Origin of the sequence: Pseudomonas sp. PvP027, assembly GCF_017833005.1 — a bacterium.
Taxonomy (GTDB): Bacteria; Pseudomonadota; Gammaproteobacteria; order Pseudomonadales; family Pseudomonadaceae; genus Aquipseudomonas; species Aquipseudomonas congelans.
The window spans coordinates 3,317,011-3,334,747 of the sequence record NZ_JAFIBK010000001.1 but is presented as its reverse complement, the minus strand read 5'-3'; the positions used below and the strand labels follow the sequence as shown (position 1 = coordinate 3,334,747).

The following is a 17,737-nucleotide window of genomic DNA, read 5'->3' as shown; positions in this document are numbered from 1 at the left end:
TGCCTCAACCTAATAGCGCCCGTTGCCGGGCGCCGGGATTACAGTTTCTTGGCTTTCTCGATCGCTTCTTCGATGCCGCCGACCATGTAGAACGCTTGTTCTGGCAGGTGGTCGTAGTCACCGTTGAGGATGCCTTTGAAGCCAGCAATGGTGTCTTTCAGGGAAACGTATTTACCCGAAGCACCGGTGAAGACTTCTGCCACGAAGAAAGGCTGGGACAGGAAGCGCTGGATCTTACGAGCACGGTTAACCAACTGCTTGTCGGTTTCCGACAGCTCGTCCATCCCCAGGATCGCGATGATGTCTTTCAGCTCTTTGTAGCGCTGCAACACGTACTGAACGCCGCGAGCGGTGTCGTAGTGTTCCTGGCCAATGACGTTCGGGTCCAGCTGGCGCGAAGTCGAGTCCAGTGGATCTACCGCCGGGTAGATACCCAGGGAGGCGATGTCACGGGACAGTACGACGGTGGCGTCCAAGTGGGCAAACGTGGTCGCTGGCGACGGGTCAGTCAAGTCGTCCGCTGGTACGTATACGGCCTGGATCGAGGTGATCGAACCATTCTTGGTGGAGGTGATGCGCTCTTGCAGAGTGCCCATCTCTTCTGCCAGGGTCGGCTGGTAACCTACTGCGGAAGGCATACGGCCCAGCAGTGCGGATACTTCGGTACCGGCCAGGGTGTAACGATAGATGTTGTCGACGAACAGCAGAACGTCGTTACCTTCGTCACGGAACTTCTCGGCCATGGTCAGGCCGGTCAGTGCTACGCGCAGACGGTTACCCGGCGGCTCGTTCATCTGACCGTAGACCAGTGCCACTTTGTCCAGAACGTTGGAGTCCTTCATCTCGTGGTAGAAGTCGTTACCCTCACGAGTACGCTCACCCACACCGGCGAACACGGAATAACCGCTGTGCTCGATGGCGATGTTACGGATCAGTTCCATCATGTTTACGGTCTTGCCGACACCGGCACCACCGAACAGACCGACTTTACCGCCCTTGGCGAACGGGCAAACCAGGTCGATAACCTTGATGCCGGTTTCCAGAAGGTCGTTGCCGCCTGCCTGCTCAGCGAAGGACGGTGCAGGACGGTGAATGCCCCAGCGCTCTTCGGTGGCGATCGGGCCAGCTTCGTCGATCGGGTTGCCCAGCACGTCCATGATCCGGCCCAGAGTCGCTTTACCGACCGGTACGGAGATGGCTGCGCCAGAGTCTGTTACTTCCAGACCACGCTTCAAGCCCTCGGTGGAGCCCATCGCAATGGTACGAACCACGCCGTCGCCCAGCTGCTGCTGAACTTCCAGGGTGGTTCCTGCCGCGCTTTGAACTTCCAGCGCGTTGTAGATACTCGGTACGCTATCGCGTGGGAATTCCACGTCGATCACGGCGCCGATGATTTGAACGATACGTCCGCTACTCATTAGCTGGTTCCTCTAATATTTGAACCGTTAAACCGCGGCAGCGCCGCCGACGATTTCCGAGATCTCTTGGGTGATCGCTGCCTGACGCGCCTTGTTGTAGATCAGCTGCAAATCGCTGATCAAATCACCGGCGTTGTCTGTGGCGTTCTTCATCGCGATCATCCGCGCTGCTTGTTCAGCTGCGTTGTTCTCGACCACCGCCTGGTACACCTGCGATTCCACGTAGCGAACCATCAGGCCGTCTAGCAGCTCTTTGGCATCGGGTTCGTAGAGATAGTCCCAGTGGTGCTTGAGCCCTTGATCCGGGGTTGCCACCAGCGGAATCAATTGCTCCACTGTTGGTTGCTGGGTCATGGTGTTGATGAACTTGTTGGATACCACGGACAGGCGATCAATACGGCCATCCAGGTAGGCATCCAGCATCACCTTGACGCTGCCGATCAAGTCGTTGATCGACGGCTCTTCGCCCAGGTGGCTGATCGCAGCGACGACGTTACCGCCGAAGTTGCGGAAAAATGCCGCACCTTTGCTGCCGACCACGCACAGATCGATCTCTACACCGTTTTCACGGTTCACCGCCATGTCCTTGACCAGAGTCTTGAACAGGTTGGTATTCAAGCCACCACACAGACCACGGTCACTGCTCACTACGACATAACCGACGCGCTTAACAGGGCGCTCGATCATGAACGGGTGGCGGTACTCCGGGTTGGCGTTTGCCAGGTGACCAATCACCTGACGAATGCGCTCCGCGTAAGGACGGCTAGCAGCCATGCGCATTTGAGCCTTGCGCATTTTGCTGACCGCCACTTTTTCCATGGCGCTGGTGATCTTTTGCGTGCTTTTGATGCTCGCAATCTTGCTGCGAATCTCTTTTGCGCCTGCCATGTAACACCTATCAGGTTAGCAAGCGGGAGCCTTGCGGCCCCCGCTGCGGCTTACCAGGTTTGGGTGGCCTTGAACTTCTCGATGCCAGCTTTCATGCCAGAATCGATTTCGTCATTGAAGTCACCCTTCACGTTGATCTTCGCCATCAAATCGGCGTGATCGCGGTTGAAGTAAGCAATCAGCGCTTGTTCAAAGCTGCCGATCTTGGCGATTTCGACGTCAGTCAGGAACCCACGCTCAGCGGCATACAGCGACAGCGCCATGTCAGCGATCGACATTGGTGCGTATTGCTTCTGCTTCATCAGCTCGGTAACGCGCTGACCATGCTCAAGTTGCTTGCGGGTCGCCTCGTCCAGGTCAGATGCGAACTGGGCGAATGCCGCCAGTTCACGGTACTGAGCCAGAGCGGTACGGATACCACCGGAAAGCTTCTTGATGATCTTGGTCTGAGCGGCACCACCCACACGGGATACCGAAACACCGGCGTTCACAGCCGGACGGATGCCGGAGTTGAACATGGCCGATTCCAGGAAGATCTGACCGTCGGTGATGGAAATCACGTTGGTCGGAACGAACGCGGAAACGTCGCCAGCCTGGGTTTCGATGATCGGCAGTGCGGTCAGGGAACCGGTTTTGCCGGTCACTGCGCCGTTGGTGAACTTCTCTACGTACTCTTCGGAAACACGCGATGCGCGCTCCAGCAGACGGGAGTGGAGATAGAACACGTCGCCTGGGTAAGCTTCACGGCCTGGTGGACGGCGCAGCAGCAGGGAAATCTGGCGGTAAGCCACTGCTTGCTTGGACAGATCGTCATAAACGATCAGCGCGTCTTCACCGCGGTCGCGGAAGAACTCGCCCATGGTGCAACCCGAGTACGGAGCAAGAAACTGCAGCGCAGCGGATTCGGAAGCACTTGCAGCTACGACGATGGTGTTAGCCAGTGCGCCGTTCTCTTCGAGCTTGCGAACAACGTTGGCGATGGTCGATTGCTTCTGACCGATCGCTACGTAGACGCAGAAGATGCCGCTGTTCTTCTGGTTGATGATTGCGTCGATGGCCAGAGCGGTTTTACCGATCTGACGGTCACCGATGATCAGCTCACGCTGGCCACGGCCGACAGGAATCATGGCATCGACAGCCTTGTAGCCAGTCTGTACAGGCTGGTCTACCGACTTACGCCAGATCACGCCTGGAGCAACTTTCTCGACCGCATCGGTCTCGGTGTTGTTCAGCGGACCTTTGCCGTCAACTGGGTTACCCAGTGCATCGACAACGCGACCCAGCAGTTCCTTACCAACCGGAACCTCGAGGATGCGGCCAGTGCACTTGGCGCTCATGCCTTCAGCCAGAGTCGTGTAGGCGCCCAGTACAACGGCACCCACAGAGTCTTGCTCAAGGTTCAGCGCCATACCGTAGACGCCGCCCGGAAACTCGATCATTTCGCCGTACATTACGTCGGCAAGACCATGAATCCGCACGATACCGTCAGACACGCTGACGACTGTGCCTTCGTTACGGGCTTGGGAGGTTACATCGAGCTTGTCGATGCGACCCTTGATGATTTCACTTATTTCGGAAGGATTGAGTTGCTGCATTGCTCTGCTGCCCCTTCAAACTCAAGATTTCAATGCTTCGGCTAGTTTCGCGATCTTGCCACGAACTGAGCCATCGATAACCAGGTCGCCGGCGCGGATGACGACACCCCCTATAAGAGAGGCATCCTCCGCAGCATGCAGGCGCACTTCCCGGCCGAGCCGTGCACTGAGAACCTTGGCGAGTTTGTCTTGCTGTTCTTGGTTCAATGCAAAAGCACTGGTGACATCCACATCGACCGATTTTTCCTGCTCGGCCTTGTACAGGTCGAACAGTTCGGCGATCTCCGGCAAAAGCGGGAGGCGGTCGTTTTCAGCAACGACATGAATGAAATTCTGTGCCTTGGCATCGAACTTTTCGCCACACACTTCAATAAAAGTGGTGGCCTTTTGTGCGCTCGTCAGTCGCGGGGCCTTGAGCATGCGCTGCATGGTGTCGTCTTGCGACACCGCAGCAGCCAGGCCGAGCATGGCTGACCAATTGGCCAGCTGCTGGTGGGCCTGCGCGTGCTCGAAGGCCGCCTTCGCGTAAGGTCGGGCCAACGTGGTCAGTTCTGCCATGATCGCCCTCGCTTAAATTTCAGCAGCCAGTTTGTTAACCAGCTCCGCGTGCGCGTTTTGATCGATTGTGGCACCCAGGATCTTCTCTGCGCCATTGACTGCCAGGCTACCCAACTGGGCGCGCAAGGCGTCTTTGACACCGTTCAGTTCCTGCTCGATCTCGGCCTGAGCCTGAGCCTTCACACGGTCAGCTTCAACGCGTGCCGTTTCACGGGCTTCGTCGACAATCTGAGTACCGCGTTTCTTGGCTTGCTCAATGATCTCGGCTGCTTGAGCTTTAGCTTCGCGCAGTTGTTGACCCGCTTTTTCTTGGGCCAGCTCCAGGTCGCGAGCTGCTCGGGAAGCAGCGTCCAGTCCATCCGCGATCTTCTTCTGACGTTCGTGCAAAGCCGCGATGACCGGAGGCCACACGAACTTCATGCAGAACAGCACAAAAATGAAGAACGCAACGGACTGGCCAATCAGGGTTGCATTAATGTTCACGCCAACACCTCGCTCGTTCGTTGTCCATCACACCAATCAACTCGAAAATTCGAGTGATCAGCCAGCGAGTTGACCAACGAAGGGGTTCGCAAAGGTGAAGAACAGAGCGATACCAACACCGATCATGGTCACGGCGTCGAGCAGGCCCGCAACGATGAACATTTTAACTTGCAGCATTGGAACCATTTCCGGCTGACGCGCTGCGCCTTCCAGGAACTTGCCGCCCAACAGGCCGAAACCGATTGCAGTACCCAGTGCGCCCAGGCCGATCAACAGTGCAACAGCGATAGCGGTTAGACCAACTACAGTTTCCATCTTTCCTCCCGACTTTTACGTCGTATTGGTTAGGTTTTTTTAATTGAAGCGGTAAAACAAAATCGTTTCTACATCAGCCCTTGCGGGCACCGCCTCGCCAGTGGCGAGACGGTCATCAGACGCGTCCTGAGACGAATCTCAATGGTTATCTTCGTGAGCCATCGACAGGTAGACAATGGTCAGCATCATGAAGATGAACGCTTGCAGGGTGATGATCAGGATGTGGAACACAGCCCACGCCCACTGCAGCACTACACCCAGACCGCTGAGCCACAACAGACCGCTGCCGAACATCACGGCGATCAGGATGAAGACCAGCTCGCCAGCATACATGTTGCCGAACAGACGCAGAGCCAGGGAAATCGGCTTGGCGATCAGCGTTACGAATTCCAGCAGGAAGTTGACCGGGATCAACAGCGCCTGAACGAACAGGTTCTTGCTGCCGAACGGGTGAAGGGTCAGCTCGCCGATGAAACCGCCGATGCCCTTGACCTTGATGCTGTAGAAAATGATCAGCGCGAACACCGACAGGGCCATGCCCAGCGTAGCGTTCGGGTCAGTGGTCGGAACAGCACGGAATGGAATGTGCTCGTCGCCCGAGATCAGCATCGCCAGCTGTGGAATCCAGTCCACCGGTACCAGGTCGACCGCGTTCATCAGGAAGACCCAGACGAAAATGGTCAGCGCCAGTGGCGCGATAACCGCGCTGCGGCCGTGGAAGCTGTCTTTCACGCTGCCGTCGACGAACTCGACCAGAACTTCGACGAAGTTCTGCAGTGCGCCAGGCTGACCGGAAGTTGCCTTCTTGGCCGCCATGCGGAAGATCAGAACGAAAATCAGACCCAACGCAACCGACCAGCCGAGGGTATCGACGTGGAAGGCCCAGAAACCCATTTCCTTGGCTTCCGCTGCGGTGTGGGCAAAGCCCCATTCGCCATTGGGCAGGTGCCCGAATGTAAGGTTCTGCAAGTGGTGCTGGATATAGCCCGAAGCTGTTTGCTCTGCCATGGTTGCCTCAAACGCCCTAAGGTCTCGAAAGTCTTGTTCTCGTAAGCAGGGGAGCGAACCAGTTGACCACCTGGATCAACATGAATACGCCGAATACAGCCAGCGGCGCCAAAGGCTTCACACCTGCGAACGTCAATGCAAAAAGCACTGCCGTGAAAATCAGTTTGCCTGCCTCGCCGGCGTAGAACGACCGCACGATGGCTTGCGCTGCTCTGGCCCCGGAAAACCGGAATGCCTTGTGAGCAAAGTATAAATTGGGTAGCCAGGCTATCAGACCTCCGCAGAGTCCCGAATATCCTGCAACGACTCCTTGCCACTGCCACAGCACCAATGCGGCCATGAGCAGCACGATCAATTGAGCCAGCAAAAGCGGGAAAACCGCCAGGCGATAGAACGGCAAGCGGTCTGGCATGCGGGATTCCATCGCAACTGCTCCTTTGATGTCGGTCGCCATAATCAATAACTTGGCATAATTTGTGCCGACAAAATGCGCGCAGAGTATAGGGGCGGTTAAGCCCCTATTCAACAGTCGGGTAGTGATTTCCGACTATACGCTACAGAGCAATTGTTTCAGCGGATGTGAGCGAGCACTCCCTGAAGCTCGTCCAGCGAGTTGTAACGGATCACCAATTGCCCTTTGCCCTTCTGACCGTGACGAATCTGCACCGCAGAGCCCAAACGCTCGGCCAGGCGCTGTTCGAGGCGGCTGATGTCCGGGTCGGTCTTGACCGGCTCGGCAGCCTCTGCCTTGCCGCTCAGCCACTGCCTGACCAGTGCTTCGGTCTGGCGCACGGTAAGCCCGCGTGCGACAACATGTCGCGCACCTTCGACCTGCCGATCTTCACCCAGCCCGAGCAAGGCACGCGCATGACCCATTTCCAGGTCGCCATGAGACAGCATCGTCTTGATGGCCTCCGGCAAGGCAATCAGCCGTAACAGGTTGGCCACACTGACTCGCGACTTGCCGACGGCATCGGCCACCTGCTGCTGGGTCAGTTGAAACTCCTGCTGCAAGCGCTGCAGCGCCATGGCTTCTTCGATCGGGTTGAGGTCTTCACGCTGGATATTCTCGATCAGCGCCATCGCAATCGCAGTTTCGTCCGGTACATCGCGGACCATCGCAGGAATCGTCTCGACACCTGCCTGCTGGCTGGCACGCCAGCGACGCTCGCCGGCAATGATCTCGAAGCGGTTGTCACCGATAGGGCGCACCACGATCGGCTGCATCACGCCCTGAGACTTGATCGACTGCGCAAGCTCTTCGAGTGCCTGCGGGTCCATGTCACGGCGCGGCTGGTACTTGCCGCGCTGGATCAGGTCCAGCGGCACATGCTGCAACTCGCTTGGCGGGGCCTTGACGGCCTGTTCTTCCAGCGAACTGACGGTTGGACTGCTCAGAAGTGCGTCCAACCCACGTCCGAGACCTCGTTTCTTGACGGCCATGGGAATTCCTTAGGTTGGCTGAGCGGTTTTTGCGCCGCGACGTTGACGACGAACCAGTTCACTTGCCAGGGCCAGATAAGCCAGCGCACCGCGAGACGACTTGTCATACGCCAGCACGGGCATGCCGAAACTCGGCGCCTCAGCCAGACGGATGTTTCTCGGGATCACGGTGTCGTAAAGCTGCTCGCCAAAGTGTTCCTTGAGCTGCGCGGAAACGTCGTTGATCAGGCTCAGCCGTGGATCATACATGGTGCGCAGCAGACCTTCGATTTTCAGCTGCGGGTTGAGCAGTTCACCGATGCGCTTGATGTTATCCACAAGGTCACTGAGACCTTCGAGTGCAAAGTACTCGCACTGCATGGGGATAATTACGCCGTCTGCGGCGACCAGTGCGTTCAGGGTCAACATCGACAGCGAAGGTGGGCAGTCGATGAGAATGTAATCGTAATTCTCGCGGATAGGCGCCAGCGCATTGCGCAGACGACTCTCTTTCATCTGCATTTCCAGCAGAACCACTTCGCCCGCCGTCAGATCACGGTTGGCCGGGAGCAGTTGATAACCACCATGCTCGGAAAACTGCATGGCCTCGCCCAGATCGCATTCACCGATCAACAGGTCGTAGACGGAGTTTTCCAGGTTGTGTTTATCCACACCACTGCCCATGGTCGCATTGCCCTGGGGATCGAGATCGATCAACAGCACACGGCGCTTGGTCGCGACCAGTGATGCGGCGAGGTTGATGCATGTGGTGGTCTTGCCGACCCCACCTTTCTGGTTCGCTATCGCGAATACCTTAGCCATTCTTGCTTGTGTTCCCAGTCATGCCGTGCGGCGCAGTATCAGCAGATGGCGTTGGCCTTGGCAACCCGGAACGGTCAAGGCGTGTGCGCTATCGAGGTGAAAATCCGAGGGCAATGCTACCAGCTCATCGTCAGGATGCAGCCCTTTCATTGCCAGCCAGCGTGTATTGACGTCGCCCATGTGACGAGTCCAGCCGGTGAAGTCTTCCAGACTGCTGAATGCACGGGAGATGATCCCGTCGAAAGGCACTTCGGGCTGATAACTTTCTGCACGGCTGTGGATAACTTCAAGATTATCCAGCTTCAGCTCCAGTTTGACCTGGGTCTGAAACCGGGTCTTCTTGCCATTGCTGTCCAGCAGCGCGACTTGGCACTGCGGAAACAGGATGGCCATGGGAATGCCGGGCATCCCACCGCCGCTGCCGACGTCGATCCAGCGCGTACCTTCGATGAAGGACACCACACTGAGGCTGTCGAGCAGATGCCTCGATACCATTTCGTCCGGGTTGCGTACTGCAGTCAGGTTGTAGGCCTTGTTCCACTTGATCAACAACGCCAGGTACGCCAGCAATTGCTCGTGCTGGGCCGGACTGAGGTCAATTCCCAATTCCCGGGCACCGGTGGATAACTCTTGGGCGTGTTGCGGGGTGACCATAGAACTCAAGCGCTTTGCTCCAACTGACGGCCCGCGCCGCGTTTTTTCAAATGAATCATCAACAGCGATATCGCCGCAGGCGTGACGCCTGGGATGCGCGATGCCTGTCCGAGTGTTTCCGGACGAGTTATCCCCAGCTTGCTCTGGATTTCTTTCGACAGGCCGGATATCGCGGCGTAATCGATGTCTTCCGGCAGGCGGGTGTCTTCACTGGCGCGCAGACGGGCAATTTCATCCTGCTGACGATCAATGTAACCGGCGTATTTTGTCTTGATCTCGACCTGTTCGGCTACCTGGGGATCGGTGCAGCCCTGCCCGGTGACTGAAATCAGGCTGGCGTAATCGATTTCCGGACGGGTCAGGAGGTTGAGCAAATTGTATTCGTGAGTCAGTGGCGTGCCGAAGTGTGCGGCAATCGCATCGCCCTGCTCGGTACCGGGACGCACCCAGGTACTTTTCAAACGCTGTTCTTCCAGCTCGATGCTTTCACGTTTGGTGCAGAACGCAGCCCAGCGGGCGTCGTCGACCAGGCCCAGTTCGCGGCCTTTTTCGGTGAGTCGCAGGTCAGCGTTGTCTTCACGCAGGATCAAACGGTATTCGGCCCTGGAAGTGAACATCCGGTAAGGCTCTTGCGTACCGAGCGTGATCAGATCGTCGACCAGAACGCCGATGTACGCTTCATCGCGACGCGGGCACCAGCTGTCGCGACCCTGTGCGCGCAGCGCGGCATTGGTCCCGGCCAGCAAACCTTGGGCGCCGGCCTCTTCGTAACCGGTCGTGCCGTTGATCTGGCCGGCGAAGAACAGACCGCCGATGACTTTGGTTTCCAGACTGTATTTCAGATCACGCGGGTCGAAGTAGTCGTACTCGATGGCGTAACCGGGACGAACGATGTGTGCGTTCTCCATGCCGCGAATCGAGCGGACGATCTGCAATTGCACGTCGAATGGCAACGACGTGGAAATACCGTTCGGGTACAGCTCGTGCGTGGTCAAGCCTTCCGGTTCGATGAAGACCTGATGGCTTTCCTTGTCGGCAAACCGGTGGATCTTGTCTTCGATCGATGGGCAGTAACGTGGACCAATACCTTCGATCACGCCCGAATACATCGGCGAGCGATCAAGGTTGGACGCAATGATTTCGTGGGTCCGCGCGTTGGTATGGGTGATCCAGCAGCTGACCTGCGGCGGATGCTGTTCCTTGTTGCCCAGGAACGACATGACCGGGATCGGTGTGTCACCTGGTTGCTCGGTCATCACCGAGAAATCCACAGAACGCCCGTCAATGCGTGGCGGGGTCCCGGTTTTCAGGCGGCCTACGCGCAGCGGCAGTTCACGCAGTCTTTGCGCCAGTGCGATCGAGGGAGGATCACCTGCCCGACCGCCCGAGTAATTTTGCATACCGATGTGGATAAGTCCGCCAAGGAACGTACCTGTGGTCAACACCACGGAATCGGCAAATATGCGCATACCCATCTGGGTCACGACGCCGCGCACTTGATCCTGTTCGACGATCAGGTCATCGCAGGCTTGCTGAAATATCCACAGGTTCGGCTGGTTTTCCAGGGTTTCGCGGATGGCTGCCTTGTACAGCACGCGATCCGCCTGCGCACGGGTGGCCCTTACTGCAGGCCCCTTGCGGCTGTTCAGTACGCGGAACTGGATACCGCCCTTGTCAGTAGCCATGGCCATGGCACCGCCCAAGGCGTCGATTTCCTTGACCAGATGACTCTTACCGATACCACCGATGGCCGGGTTGCAACTCATCTGGCCGAGTGTTTCCACGTTGTGGGTCAGCAACAGGGTTTTGACACCCATACGTGCCGACGCCAGTGCGGCCTCGGTACCGGCATGACCGCCACCGATGACGATCACTTCAAAACGGGAAGGGAAATCCACCACGCACCTCGTGCCTGTTGTCGATGAGAAATTGGGATAGCTGACAAGTATAGGGACTTACCCCACCTGAATGAAACCCGTTGGACAAAATTTAACCAGCTGTGGAAAACTCGCGGATAAAGAAAATAAAAAGGAAAGAACGTTTATAAAGCCTTGTTTTTATGTTTATTCTTACTGAGCCATCTTTCTGTGGATAGATCTCTACAAGCCTTTATTTTCAATGTGTACAGAGATTCAAAAGTCTGTGTTCATGTGGGGATGAGGGGGTTGGATAACCGTCCTGAGCCTGTTGATAAGATAGCCACTTTTCCACAGGAGGATTTATCTTCAGGTTTGCACCCTGCTTACCCACCGAGCTAAAGGGCAGTTATTCACAGGGCTTAATCCACAAAAAACGGTTCTTCATCAAAGATAAGGCACAGAAAATCCCACCATCGGGCATGTCTGCTCGTCAGATTCAGGTGTCGAGGCGCGGTCTAAAGAGGAAATGGCGGAGTATGTGGACAACGCTGCCGCTGAAAACAGGCGTCTGGTGATGCTCGAAGGCATGACCCAGGGCTGGGTCATGCCGGGTATTTAGTATGGGATTGTCACTTACCGATGCAGAAGCTGGAGAAGATTCTGCCAAGCAGGTCGTCGGAACTGAACGCGCCGGTAATCTCGCCAAGCGCTTGCTGGGCCTGACGCAGGTCTTCGGCCAGCAGCTCTCCAGCGCCCGCCAGGGTGAGTTGAGCCCTGCCGTGTTCCAGCGAGTCACTGGCATGGCGCAGCGCCTCAAGATGGCGTCGACGCGCGCTGAAGCTGCTTTCAGAGGTTTGTTCGTAGCCCATACAGGCCTTGAGATGCTCGCGCAGCAGTTCAAGCCCTTCGCCACCAGACCTGGCACTCAGGCTGATGGTGACGTGACCATCCACGCTGGTTTGCAGATCGACGCGGTCTCCACTCAGATCTGCCTTGTTGCGTATCAGCGTGACTTTCGACGGGTCCGGGCGCTGCTCGAGGAATTCGGGCCAAAGTGCAAACGGGTCCGCTGCCTCCGGTGCGGTCGCATCCACCACCAACAGAATCCGGTCAGCTTCGCCGATGGCCTTGAGCGCGCGCTGCACGCCGATCATTTCCACCTGGTCCTGAGTATCCCGCAGCCCTGCTGTGTCCACGACGTGCAAGGGCATTCCATCTATGTGGATATGTTCACGCAATACATCGCGGGTTGTGCCGGCGATCTCGGTGACAATTGCCGCCTCCCTGCCCGCCAGAGCGTTCAGCAGACTGGATTTGCCCGCATTGGGACGTCCGGCAATCACAACGGTCATGCCGTCGCGTAACAAGGCACCCTGCCCGGCTTCACGCAGCACTGTGGATAACTCGGCACGCACGTCATCGAGCATGCTCAGCACATGGCCATCGGCAAGGAAGTCGATTTCCTCTTCAGGAAAGTCGATTGCCGCCTCTACGTAAATGCGCAGGCTGATCAATTTCTCGGTCAGGTTATCCACACGCCGGGAAAAAGCGCCCTGCAACGATCGAAGAGCATTACGCGCAGCCTGTGCAGAACTCGCCTCGATCAGGTCGGCAATGGCTTCAGCCTGGGCGAGATCGAGCTTGTCATTGAGGAACGCACGTTCGCTGAACTCGCCCGGACGAGCCAGTCGGCTGCCCAATTGCAGGCAGCGCTGCAGCAGCATGTCCAGAACGATGGGACCGCCGTGGCCTTGAAGTTCCAGTACGTCCTCGCCGGTGAACGAGTTGGGCCCCGGGAAATACAGCGCGATGCCTTCATCGAGTACTTGTCCGGCATCGTCGACAAAAGGTCCGTAATGGGCAAATCGCGGCTTGAGGGTGCGACCGATAATGGCTTCGGCGGCCTTGCTCGCCAGAGGACCTGACACCCGGACGATACCGACACCGCCACGCCCTTGGGCTGTGGCGATGGCAGCAATGGTTTCACGAGGAACGTTCATGCTCCGGCTCCCGGACAAATGACGGATAGCAAAACGCCCCACTAGGGGGCGTCTTGTAGAACTTATTCACAGGTTAGATCAGGCGGCTGCTTTCTTGGTAGCCGCTTCGATCTTGCGAGTGATGTAAGCCTGCTGAGCGATCGACAGGGTGTTGTTCACAACCCAGTACAGAACCAGACCGGCAGGGAACCACAGGAAGAAGAACGTGAAAATGATCGGCATCATTTTCATGACCTTGGCCTGCATCGGGTCCGGCGGGGTCGGGTTCAGACGCTGCTGAATGAACATGGTCGCGCCCATGATGATCGGCAGGATAAAGAACGGGTCCTTGATCGACAGGTCGGTTATCCACAGGATCCAAGGTGCCTGACGCATTTCCACGCTTTCCAGGAGTACCCAGTACAGCGAAAGGAAAACCGGCATCTGTACAAGAATCGGCAAGCATCCACCCAGCGGGTTGATCTTCTCTTTCTTGTACAGCTCCATCATTGCCTGGGACATCTTCTGACGATCATCGCCATGCTGCTCTTTCAGCAATGCAAGCTTCGGAGCCACGGCGCGCATGCGTGCCATCGACTTGTAGCTGGCTGCGGAGAGCGGGAAGAACAGGCCTTTGATCAGCATGGTCAGAACAATGATCGACCAGCCCCAGTTGCCGAGGATGGCGTGGATATGTTGCAGCAGCCAGAAGATAGGCTGGGCAATGAACCACAGGAAACCATAATCGACGGTCAGCTCCAGACCTGGGGATAACTCCTTGAGTACCGCCTGGCTTTTCGGACCTGCATACAGGGTAGCGCTGGTTTCACCTTGCGCACCGGGTGCAACCGACAAAGTCGGGCTGGTGAAGCCGATGATGTAGTTGCCCTGGCTGTCTTTGCGGGTCTGAACAGCGTTGGTCGCGTTGTGATCCGGAATCCACGCAGTCACGAAGTAGTGCTGCAACCATGCAACCCAACCGCCCTGCACAGTTTCCTTGACCTGACCCTTGTCGATATCTTTCATCGACACCTTCTTGTACGGCTCGGCCGCAGTCCACAGGGCGGCGCCCAGGTAGGTGGCGGTGCCGGTAGCAGTCGTCGAAGAAGGATCGGAGCTGGCATCGCGCTTCAATTGTGCGAACAGATTACCGGACCAGGGTTGTGCGCTCTGGTTATCCACAACGTAAGTCATGACCAGATCGTACAGACCGCGCTTGAAAGTGAAGCGCTTGATGTAATTGACGCCGTTTTCCGAGAATTTCAGATCCACGACCATCGTGTCCTGGCCGTCAGCCAGTTGATAAGTCTTTTGTGTGGAGGTGTAAACCGGACGACCGGCAGCGCGTGCATCAGGACCATTGGTCCCGGTCAGGCCGCTTTGTGCCAGAAAAGTACGCTCGCCACCGTTGTCGAACAACTGGAACGGAACGTCAGGACGATCCTGACGACGCGGGTACAGAGGCAAACGAAGCTGAACGACGTCGCCACCCACCGGATCGATCGCCAGATCGAGCACATCGGTCTTGACGTGGATAAGGTCTTTGCTGGCTACGGCCGGAGTTTCAAGGGGGGCTGCAGCCGTATTGGCCGTAGCGTTTGCGCTTGGAACATCGGCACTTGCAGAACCATTAGTACCAGCGGCCGTATCCGGAATACCCGGTGCGGTGGTGCTGGCTGCAACATTCTGGGTCGGCATGGCAGCCTGGCCATAGTCTTGGTTCCATTTCAGAACCCCGACGTAGGTCACGATTGCCAGGGCGACGATCAGGATCGTGCGTTTAATATCCATGATTACTCGGCCATCGAAGAAGAACGGGAGGTGGGGACAGCTGGAACCGGGTCATAACCACCGGGATTCCATGGGTGACAGCGACCAAGACGACGAATTGACAGCCAGCCACCGCGCAAAAGGCCATGATTCTCGATGGCTTCATACGCGTAGCAGGAGCAACTGGGGTAGAAACGACAGTGACTGGCCATCAGCGGGCTAATGGCATAGCGATAGAACTGGATCGGAACGAGTGCCAGTTTACGCATCTGGACTGTCTACCCCTGCAGGTTCGGATTTTTCTTCCGGAATGGGTCGGCTACGCGCCAGACGTTTCCAGAGCTTGCCGAAATGCTGAATCAGTTCAGGGTTTTCTACGTCACCCAAACCTTTACGCGCGACGATAACGATATCCCAACCGACCAAACTGTCTTGGTGTTGGCGAAATGATTCGCGCATCAGGCGTTTCAAACGATTGCGCTCGACGGAGAGCTTCACGCTCTTTTTACCTATCACAAGCCCCAGACGGGGATGATCGAGGTCGTTGTTGCGCGCAAGGAGCAGGAGATTTTTCCCCGGAACCTTGCCGGTAGGGGAGTCAAAGACTGCCTTGAAATGCCGGGGAGTAAGCAAACGCTTTTCCCGACTGAAGTCTCGACTCACCTCCTGTGCCGATTTATCAAACTGCCAGACGCTTACGGCCTTTGGCACGACGACGCGAAAGAACTGCGCGGCCGTTTTTGGTGGCCATGCGTGCACGGAAACCGTGGGTGCGGGCGCGCTTGATAGTGCTGGGTTGGAAAGTACGTTTCATGGCGTGTTACCTGGTTCGTCCACTACGGGCCGGAATGGCCCCCGTTTTAAGAGACCGGGGATTCTAGAGAAAGCAGGCCCGCAGGTCAATTTCCAACCAGCTTTTCTTCATAGGCGTCTTTTTATAGCTGAATGCCCTCTTCCTCTCGTTCACCGCTACGCTGACCCGCTCCGGTTATAGAAATAAAAAGAAGAGAGTATTTAAAGCTTCTTTATAAAGCTTATAACTCTTACGTAGCGGATTTCTGTGGATAACATTACACAGCCCTTATTATTCGGTGTGTACAGAGGTAAGAAACATTGTCGAGAAGCAGTGCCCTGCCTGTGCCGGACCCTCGGAAAAGCTGTGCATGGAATGCTGTTTTATCCACAGGCGAGTTATGCACAGAGTTCAAGCCTGACTTATGCAATGGGCTGAAGATGGGTTATCCACAGAGCTTACGTGTCGACCGTTTGTCGTGTGGTTCATGCATAAATCGTTGATTTATAGCTGTCTGTGAGCAACCTACATGTGGATAAGTCGCCTCCGGGTCGTTACAATGTCGGCTGTTTTTGCCTCACCGGCTTTCAACTCAGGGGATATCCGTGTCAGTGGAACTTTGGCAGCAGTGCGTGGAGCTTTTGCGCGATGAGCTGCCTGCCCAGCAATTCAACACTTGGATCCGTCCGCTACAGGTCGAAGCCGAAGGCGACGAGTTGCGTGTTTACGCACCGAATCGTTTTGTTCTCGATTGGGTCAACGAAAAATACCTCGGTCGTTTGCTCGAGCTTCTGGGCGAGCATGGTCAGGGCATGGCCCCTGCTCTTTCCTTATTAATAGGAAGCAAGCGCAGCTCCGCACCTCGTGCCGCTCCGAATGCACCATTGGCTGCTGCAGCCTCCCAGGCGCTGTCTGCCAATTCGGTCAGCAGTGTCTCGGCGCCCGCTCCTGCCACGGCCGCACCAGCCGCTGCCGTAGCGACGCCGGCACCGGTTCAGAATGTTGCAGCTCACGATGAGCCGTCACGTGACAGCTTCGATCCAATGGCGGGTGCCAGTTCGCAACAGGCGCCTGCTCGCGCAGAACAGCGCACCGTGCAGGTAGAAGGCGCGCTCAAGCACACCAGTTACCTGAACCGTACGTTCACTTTCGAGAATTTCGTCGAGGGTAAGTCCAACCAGCTGGCACGCGCTGCGGCCTGGCAGGTTGCCGACAATCCCAAGCATGGCTATAACCCGCTCTTCCTTTATGGCGGTGTCGGTCTTGGTAAAACGCACTTGATGCATGCTGTGGGTAACCACCTGCTGAAGAAGAATCCGAACGCCAAGGTCGTGTACCTGCATTCGGAGCGCTTCGTTGCCGATATGGTCAAGGCCTTGCAGCTCAACGCAATCAACGAGTTCAAGCGCTTTTACCGCTCTGTCGATGCGCTGCTGATCGATGACATCCAGTTTTTTGCTCGTAAGGAACGCTCGCAGGAAGAATTTTTCCACACGTTCAACGCGCTGCTGGAAGGCGGACAGCAGGTCATTCTGACCAGCGATCGCTATCCCAAGGAAATCGAAGGCCTTGAAGAACGACTCAAGTCGCGTTTCGGCTGGGGCCTGACGGTTGCCGTCGAGCCTCCGGAGCTGGAAACCCGCGTGGCGATCCTCATGAAAAAGGCAGATCAGGCCAAGGTCGATTTGCCTCATGACGCAGCGTTCTTTATTGCCCAGCGAATTCGCTCCAACGTTCGTGAGCTCGAAGGCGCGCTTAAGCGCGTCATCGCTCACTCGCACTTCATGGGCCGTGACATCACCATCGAGCTGATTCGCGAGTCGCTGAAGGACTTGCTGGCGTTGCAGGACAAGCTGGTGAGTGTGGATAACATTCAGCGCACTGTCGCCGAGTACTACAAGATCAAGATCTCCGATCTGCTGTCCAAGCGTCGTTCCCGCTCTGTCGCCCGGCCTCGGCAGGTCGCGATGGCGCTCTCCAAGGAACTCACCAACCACAGTCTTCCGGAAATCGGTGACGTGTTTGGTGGTCGTGACCACACGACTGTCTTGCACGCGTGCCGAAAGATCAACGAGCTCAAGGAATCCGATGCGGATATCCGCGAGGACTACAAGAACCTGCTGCGCACTCTGACTACGTGATAACGCCAATGCAGCTCATCAAGGCAAGGGAC

The 17,737-nt window shown here is 56.7% G+C and carries 18 protein-coding genes; 1 reads left to right on the top strand and 17 read right to left on the bottom strand.

Going from position 1 to position 17,737, the window contains the following annotated elements; all coding sequences use genetic code 11:
• Window positions 1-38 precede the first annotated feature (38 nt).
• From atpD to rpmH, 17 genes are all read right to left on the bottom strand, one after another.
• Window positions 39-1,418: a F0F1 ATP synthase subunit beta gene (gene atpD, locus JOE33_RS14160; RefSeq protein ID WP_002555982.1), complete on the bottom strand. Its 1,380-nt coding sequence runs from the start codon at window positions 1,416-1,418 to the stop codon at window positions 39-41.
• A 27-nt stretch (window positions 1,419-1,445) separates the two neighbouring features.
• Window positions 1,446-2,306, bottom strand: coding sequence for a F0F1 ATP synthase subunit gamma (atpG, locus tag JOE33_RS14155; protein ID WP_003367855.1), 861 nt, complete (start codon window positions 2,304-2,306; stop codon window positions 1,446-1,448).
• A 50-nt stretch (window positions 2,307-2,356) separates the two neighbouring features.
• Window positions 2,357-3,901, bottom strand: coding sequence for a F0F1 ATP synthase subunit alpha (gene atpA, locus JOE33_RS14150; protein WP_002555984.1), 1,545 nt, complete (start codon window positions 3,899-3,901; stop codon window positions 2,357-2,359).
• A gap of 21 nt (window positions 3,902-3,922) precedes the next feature.
• Window positions 3,923-4,459, bottom strand: coding sequence for a F0F1 ATP synthase subunit delta (locus tag JOE33_RS14145; protein WP_003315956.1), 537 nt, complete (start codon window positions 4,457-4,459; stop codon window positions 3,923-3,925).
• Window positions 4,460-4,471: 12 nt separating this feature from the next.
• Window positions 4,472-4,942 (bottom strand): F0F1 ATP synthase subunit B, encoded by a 471-nt coding sequence (locus tag JOE33_RS14140; protein WP_003401414.1) that lies wholly within the window; start codon window positions 4,940-4,942, stop codon window positions 4,472-4,474.
• A 57-nt stretch (window positions 4,943-4,999) separates the two neighbouring features.
• Window positions 5,000-5,257: a F0F1 ATP synthase subunit C gene (gene atpE, locus JOE33_RS14135; protein WP_002555987.1), complete on the bottom strand. Its 258-nt coding sequence runs from the start codon at window positions 5,255-5,257 to the stop codon at window positions 5,000-5,002.
• A 138-nt stretch (window positions 5,258-5,395) separates the two neighbouring features.
• Window positions 5,396-6,265: a F0F1 ATP synthase subunit A gene (gene atpB, locus JOE33_RS14130; protein ID WP_010428465.1), complete on the bottom strand. Its 870-nt coding sequence runs from the start codon at window positions 6,263-6,265 to the stop codon at window positions 5,396-5,398.
• A 16-nt stretch (window positions 6,266-6,281) separates the two neighbouring features.
• Complete coding sequence (locus JOE33_RS14125) at window positions 6,282-6,689, bottom strand: F0F1 ATP synthase subunit I (RefSeq protein ID WP_002555989.1); 408 nt, start codon at window positions 6,687-6,689, stop codon at window positions 6,282-6,284.
• Between the two features lie 146 nt (window positions 6,690-6,835).
• Entirely contained in the window at window positions 6,836-7,708 is an 873-nt protein-coding gene (locus JOE33_RS14120) for a ParB/RepB/Spo0J family partition protein (protein ID WP_003315951.1), read from the bottom strand.
• A gap of 9 nt (window positions 7,709-7,717) precedes the next feature.
• Window positions 7,718-8,509, bottom strand: coding sequence for a ParA family protein (locus JOE33_RS14115; RefSeq protein ID WP_005894826.1), 792 nt, complete (start codon window positions 8,507-8,509; stop codon window positions 7,718-7,720).
• An 18-nt stretch (window positions 8,510-8,527) separates the two neighbouring features.
• Window positions 8,528-9,172, bottom strand: coding sequence for a 16S rRNA (guanine(527)-N(7))-methyltransferase RsmG (gene rsmG / locus JOE33_RS14110; protein ID WP_025990845.1), 645 nt, complete (start codon window positions 9,170-9,172; stop codon window positions 8,528-8,530).
• Complete coding sequence (gene mnmG, locus JOE33_RS14105) at window positions 9,169-11,061, bottom strand: tRNA uridine-5-carboxymethylaminomethyl(34) synthesis enzyme MnmG (RefSeq protein WP_187625348.1); 1,893 nt, start codon at window positions 11,059-11,061, stop codon at window positions 9,169-9,171. The genes rsmG and mnmG overlap by 4 nt, the downstream gene beginning before the upstream one ends.
• A gap of 590 nt (window positions 11,062-11,651) precedes the next feature.
• Window positions 11,652-13,022: a tRNA uridine-5-carboxymethylaminomethyl(34) synthesis GTPase MnmE gene (mnmE, locus tag JOE33_RS14100; RefSeq protein ID WP_032611250.1), complete on the bottom strand. Its 1,371-nt coding sequence runs from the start codon at window positions 13,020-13,022 to the stop codon at window positions 11,652-11,654.
• A gap of 78 nt (window positions 13,023-13,100) precedes the next feature.
• The gene (gene yidC, locus JOE33_RS14095; RefSeq protein WP_003315945.1) at window positions 13,101-14,792 is read right to left on the bottom strand and encodes a membrane protein insertase YidC; all 1,692 of its coding nucleotides are present in this window, start codon (window positions 14,790-14,792) and stop codon (window positions 13,101-13,103) included.
• Between the two features lie 2 nt (window positions 14,793-14,794).
• Window positions 14,795-15,040: a membrane protein insertion efficiency factor YidD gene (gene yidD, locus JOE33_RS14090; protein ID WP_002551313.1), complete on the bottom strand. Its 246-nt coding sequence runs from the start codon at window positions 15,038-15,040 to the stop codon at window positions 14,795-14,797.
• Window positions 15,033-15,434, bottom strand: coding sequence for a ribonuclease P protein component (gene rnpA, locus JOE33_RS14085; RefSeq protein ID WP_002551314.1), 402 nt, complete (start codon window positions 15,432-15,434; stop codon window positions 15,033-15,035). The genes yidD and rnpA overlap by 8 nt, the downstream gene beginning before the upstream one ends.
• 16 nt (window positions 15,435-15,450) lie before the next feature.
• Window positions 15,451-15,585 carry a 50S ribosomal protein L34 gene (gene rpmH / locus JOE33_RS14080; RefSeq protein WP_002551315.1) on the bottom strand — a complete coding sequence of 45 codons (135 nt, stop codon included), beginning with the start codon at window positions 15,583-15,585 and terminating at the stop codon, window positions 15,451-15,453.
• Window positions 15,586-16,169: 584 nt separating this feature from the next.
• Between rpmH and dnaA the strand changes: the two genes are divergently transcribed.
• Complete coding sequence (dnaA, locus tag JOE33_RS14075; RefSeq protein WP_010428490.1) at window positions 16,170-17,705, top strand: chromosomal replication initiator protein DnaA; 1,536 nt, start codon at window positions 16,170-16,172, stop codon at window positions 17,703-17,705.
• Window positions 17,706-17,737 lie beyond the last annotated feature (32 nt).

Coding starts and splice junctions, on each gene's coding strand:
- atpD (WP_002555982.1), bottom strand. CDS start 1,418: ATGAGTAGCGGACGTATCGTTCAAATCATCGGCGCCGTGATCGACGTG.
- atpG (WP_003367855.1), bottom strand. CDS start 2,306: ATGGCAGGCGCAAAAGAGATTCGCAGCAAGATTGCGAGCATCAAAAGC.
- atpA (WP_002555984.1), bottom strand. CDS start 3,901: ATGCAGCAACTCAATCCTTCCGAAATAAGTGAAATCATCAAGGGTCGC.
- JOE33_RS14145 (WP_003315956.1), bottom strand. CDS start 4,459: ATGGCAGAACTGACCACGTTGGCCCGACCTTACGCGAAGGCGGCCTTC.
- atpE (WP_002555987.1), bottom strand. CDS start 5,257: ATGGAAACTGTAGTTGGTCTAACCGCTATCGCTGTTGCACTGTTGATC.
- atpB (WP_010428465.1), bottom strand. CDS start 6,265: ATGGCAGAGCAAACAGCTTCGGGCTATATCCAGCACCACTTGCAGAAC.
- JOE33_RS14125 (WP_002555989.1), bottom strand. CDS start 6,689: ATGGAATCCCGCATGCCAGACCGCTTGCCGTTCTATCGCCTGGCGGTT.
- JOE33_RS14120 (WP_003315951.1), bottom strand. CDS start 7,708: ATGGCCGTCAAGAAACGAGGTCTCGGACGTGGGTTGGACGCACTTCTG.
- JOE33_RS14115 (WP_005894826.1), bottom strand. CDS start 8,509: ATGGCTAAGGTATTCGCGATAGCGAACCAGAAAGGTGGGGTCGGCAAG.
- mnmE (WP_032611250.1), bottom strand. CDS start 13,022: ATGAACGTTCCTCGTGAAACCATTGCTGCCATCGCCACAGCCCAAGGG.
- yidC (WP_003315945.1), bottom strand. CDS start 14,792: ATGGATATTAAACGCACGATCCTGATCGTCGCCCTGGCAATCGTGACC.
- yidD (WP_002551313.1), bottom strand. CDS start 15,040: ATGCGTAAACTGGCACTCGTTCCGATCCAGTTCTATCGCTATGCCATT.
- rpmH (WP_002551315.1), bottom strand. CDS start 15,585: ATGAAACGTACTTTCCAACCCAGCACTATCAAGCGCGCCCGCACCCAC.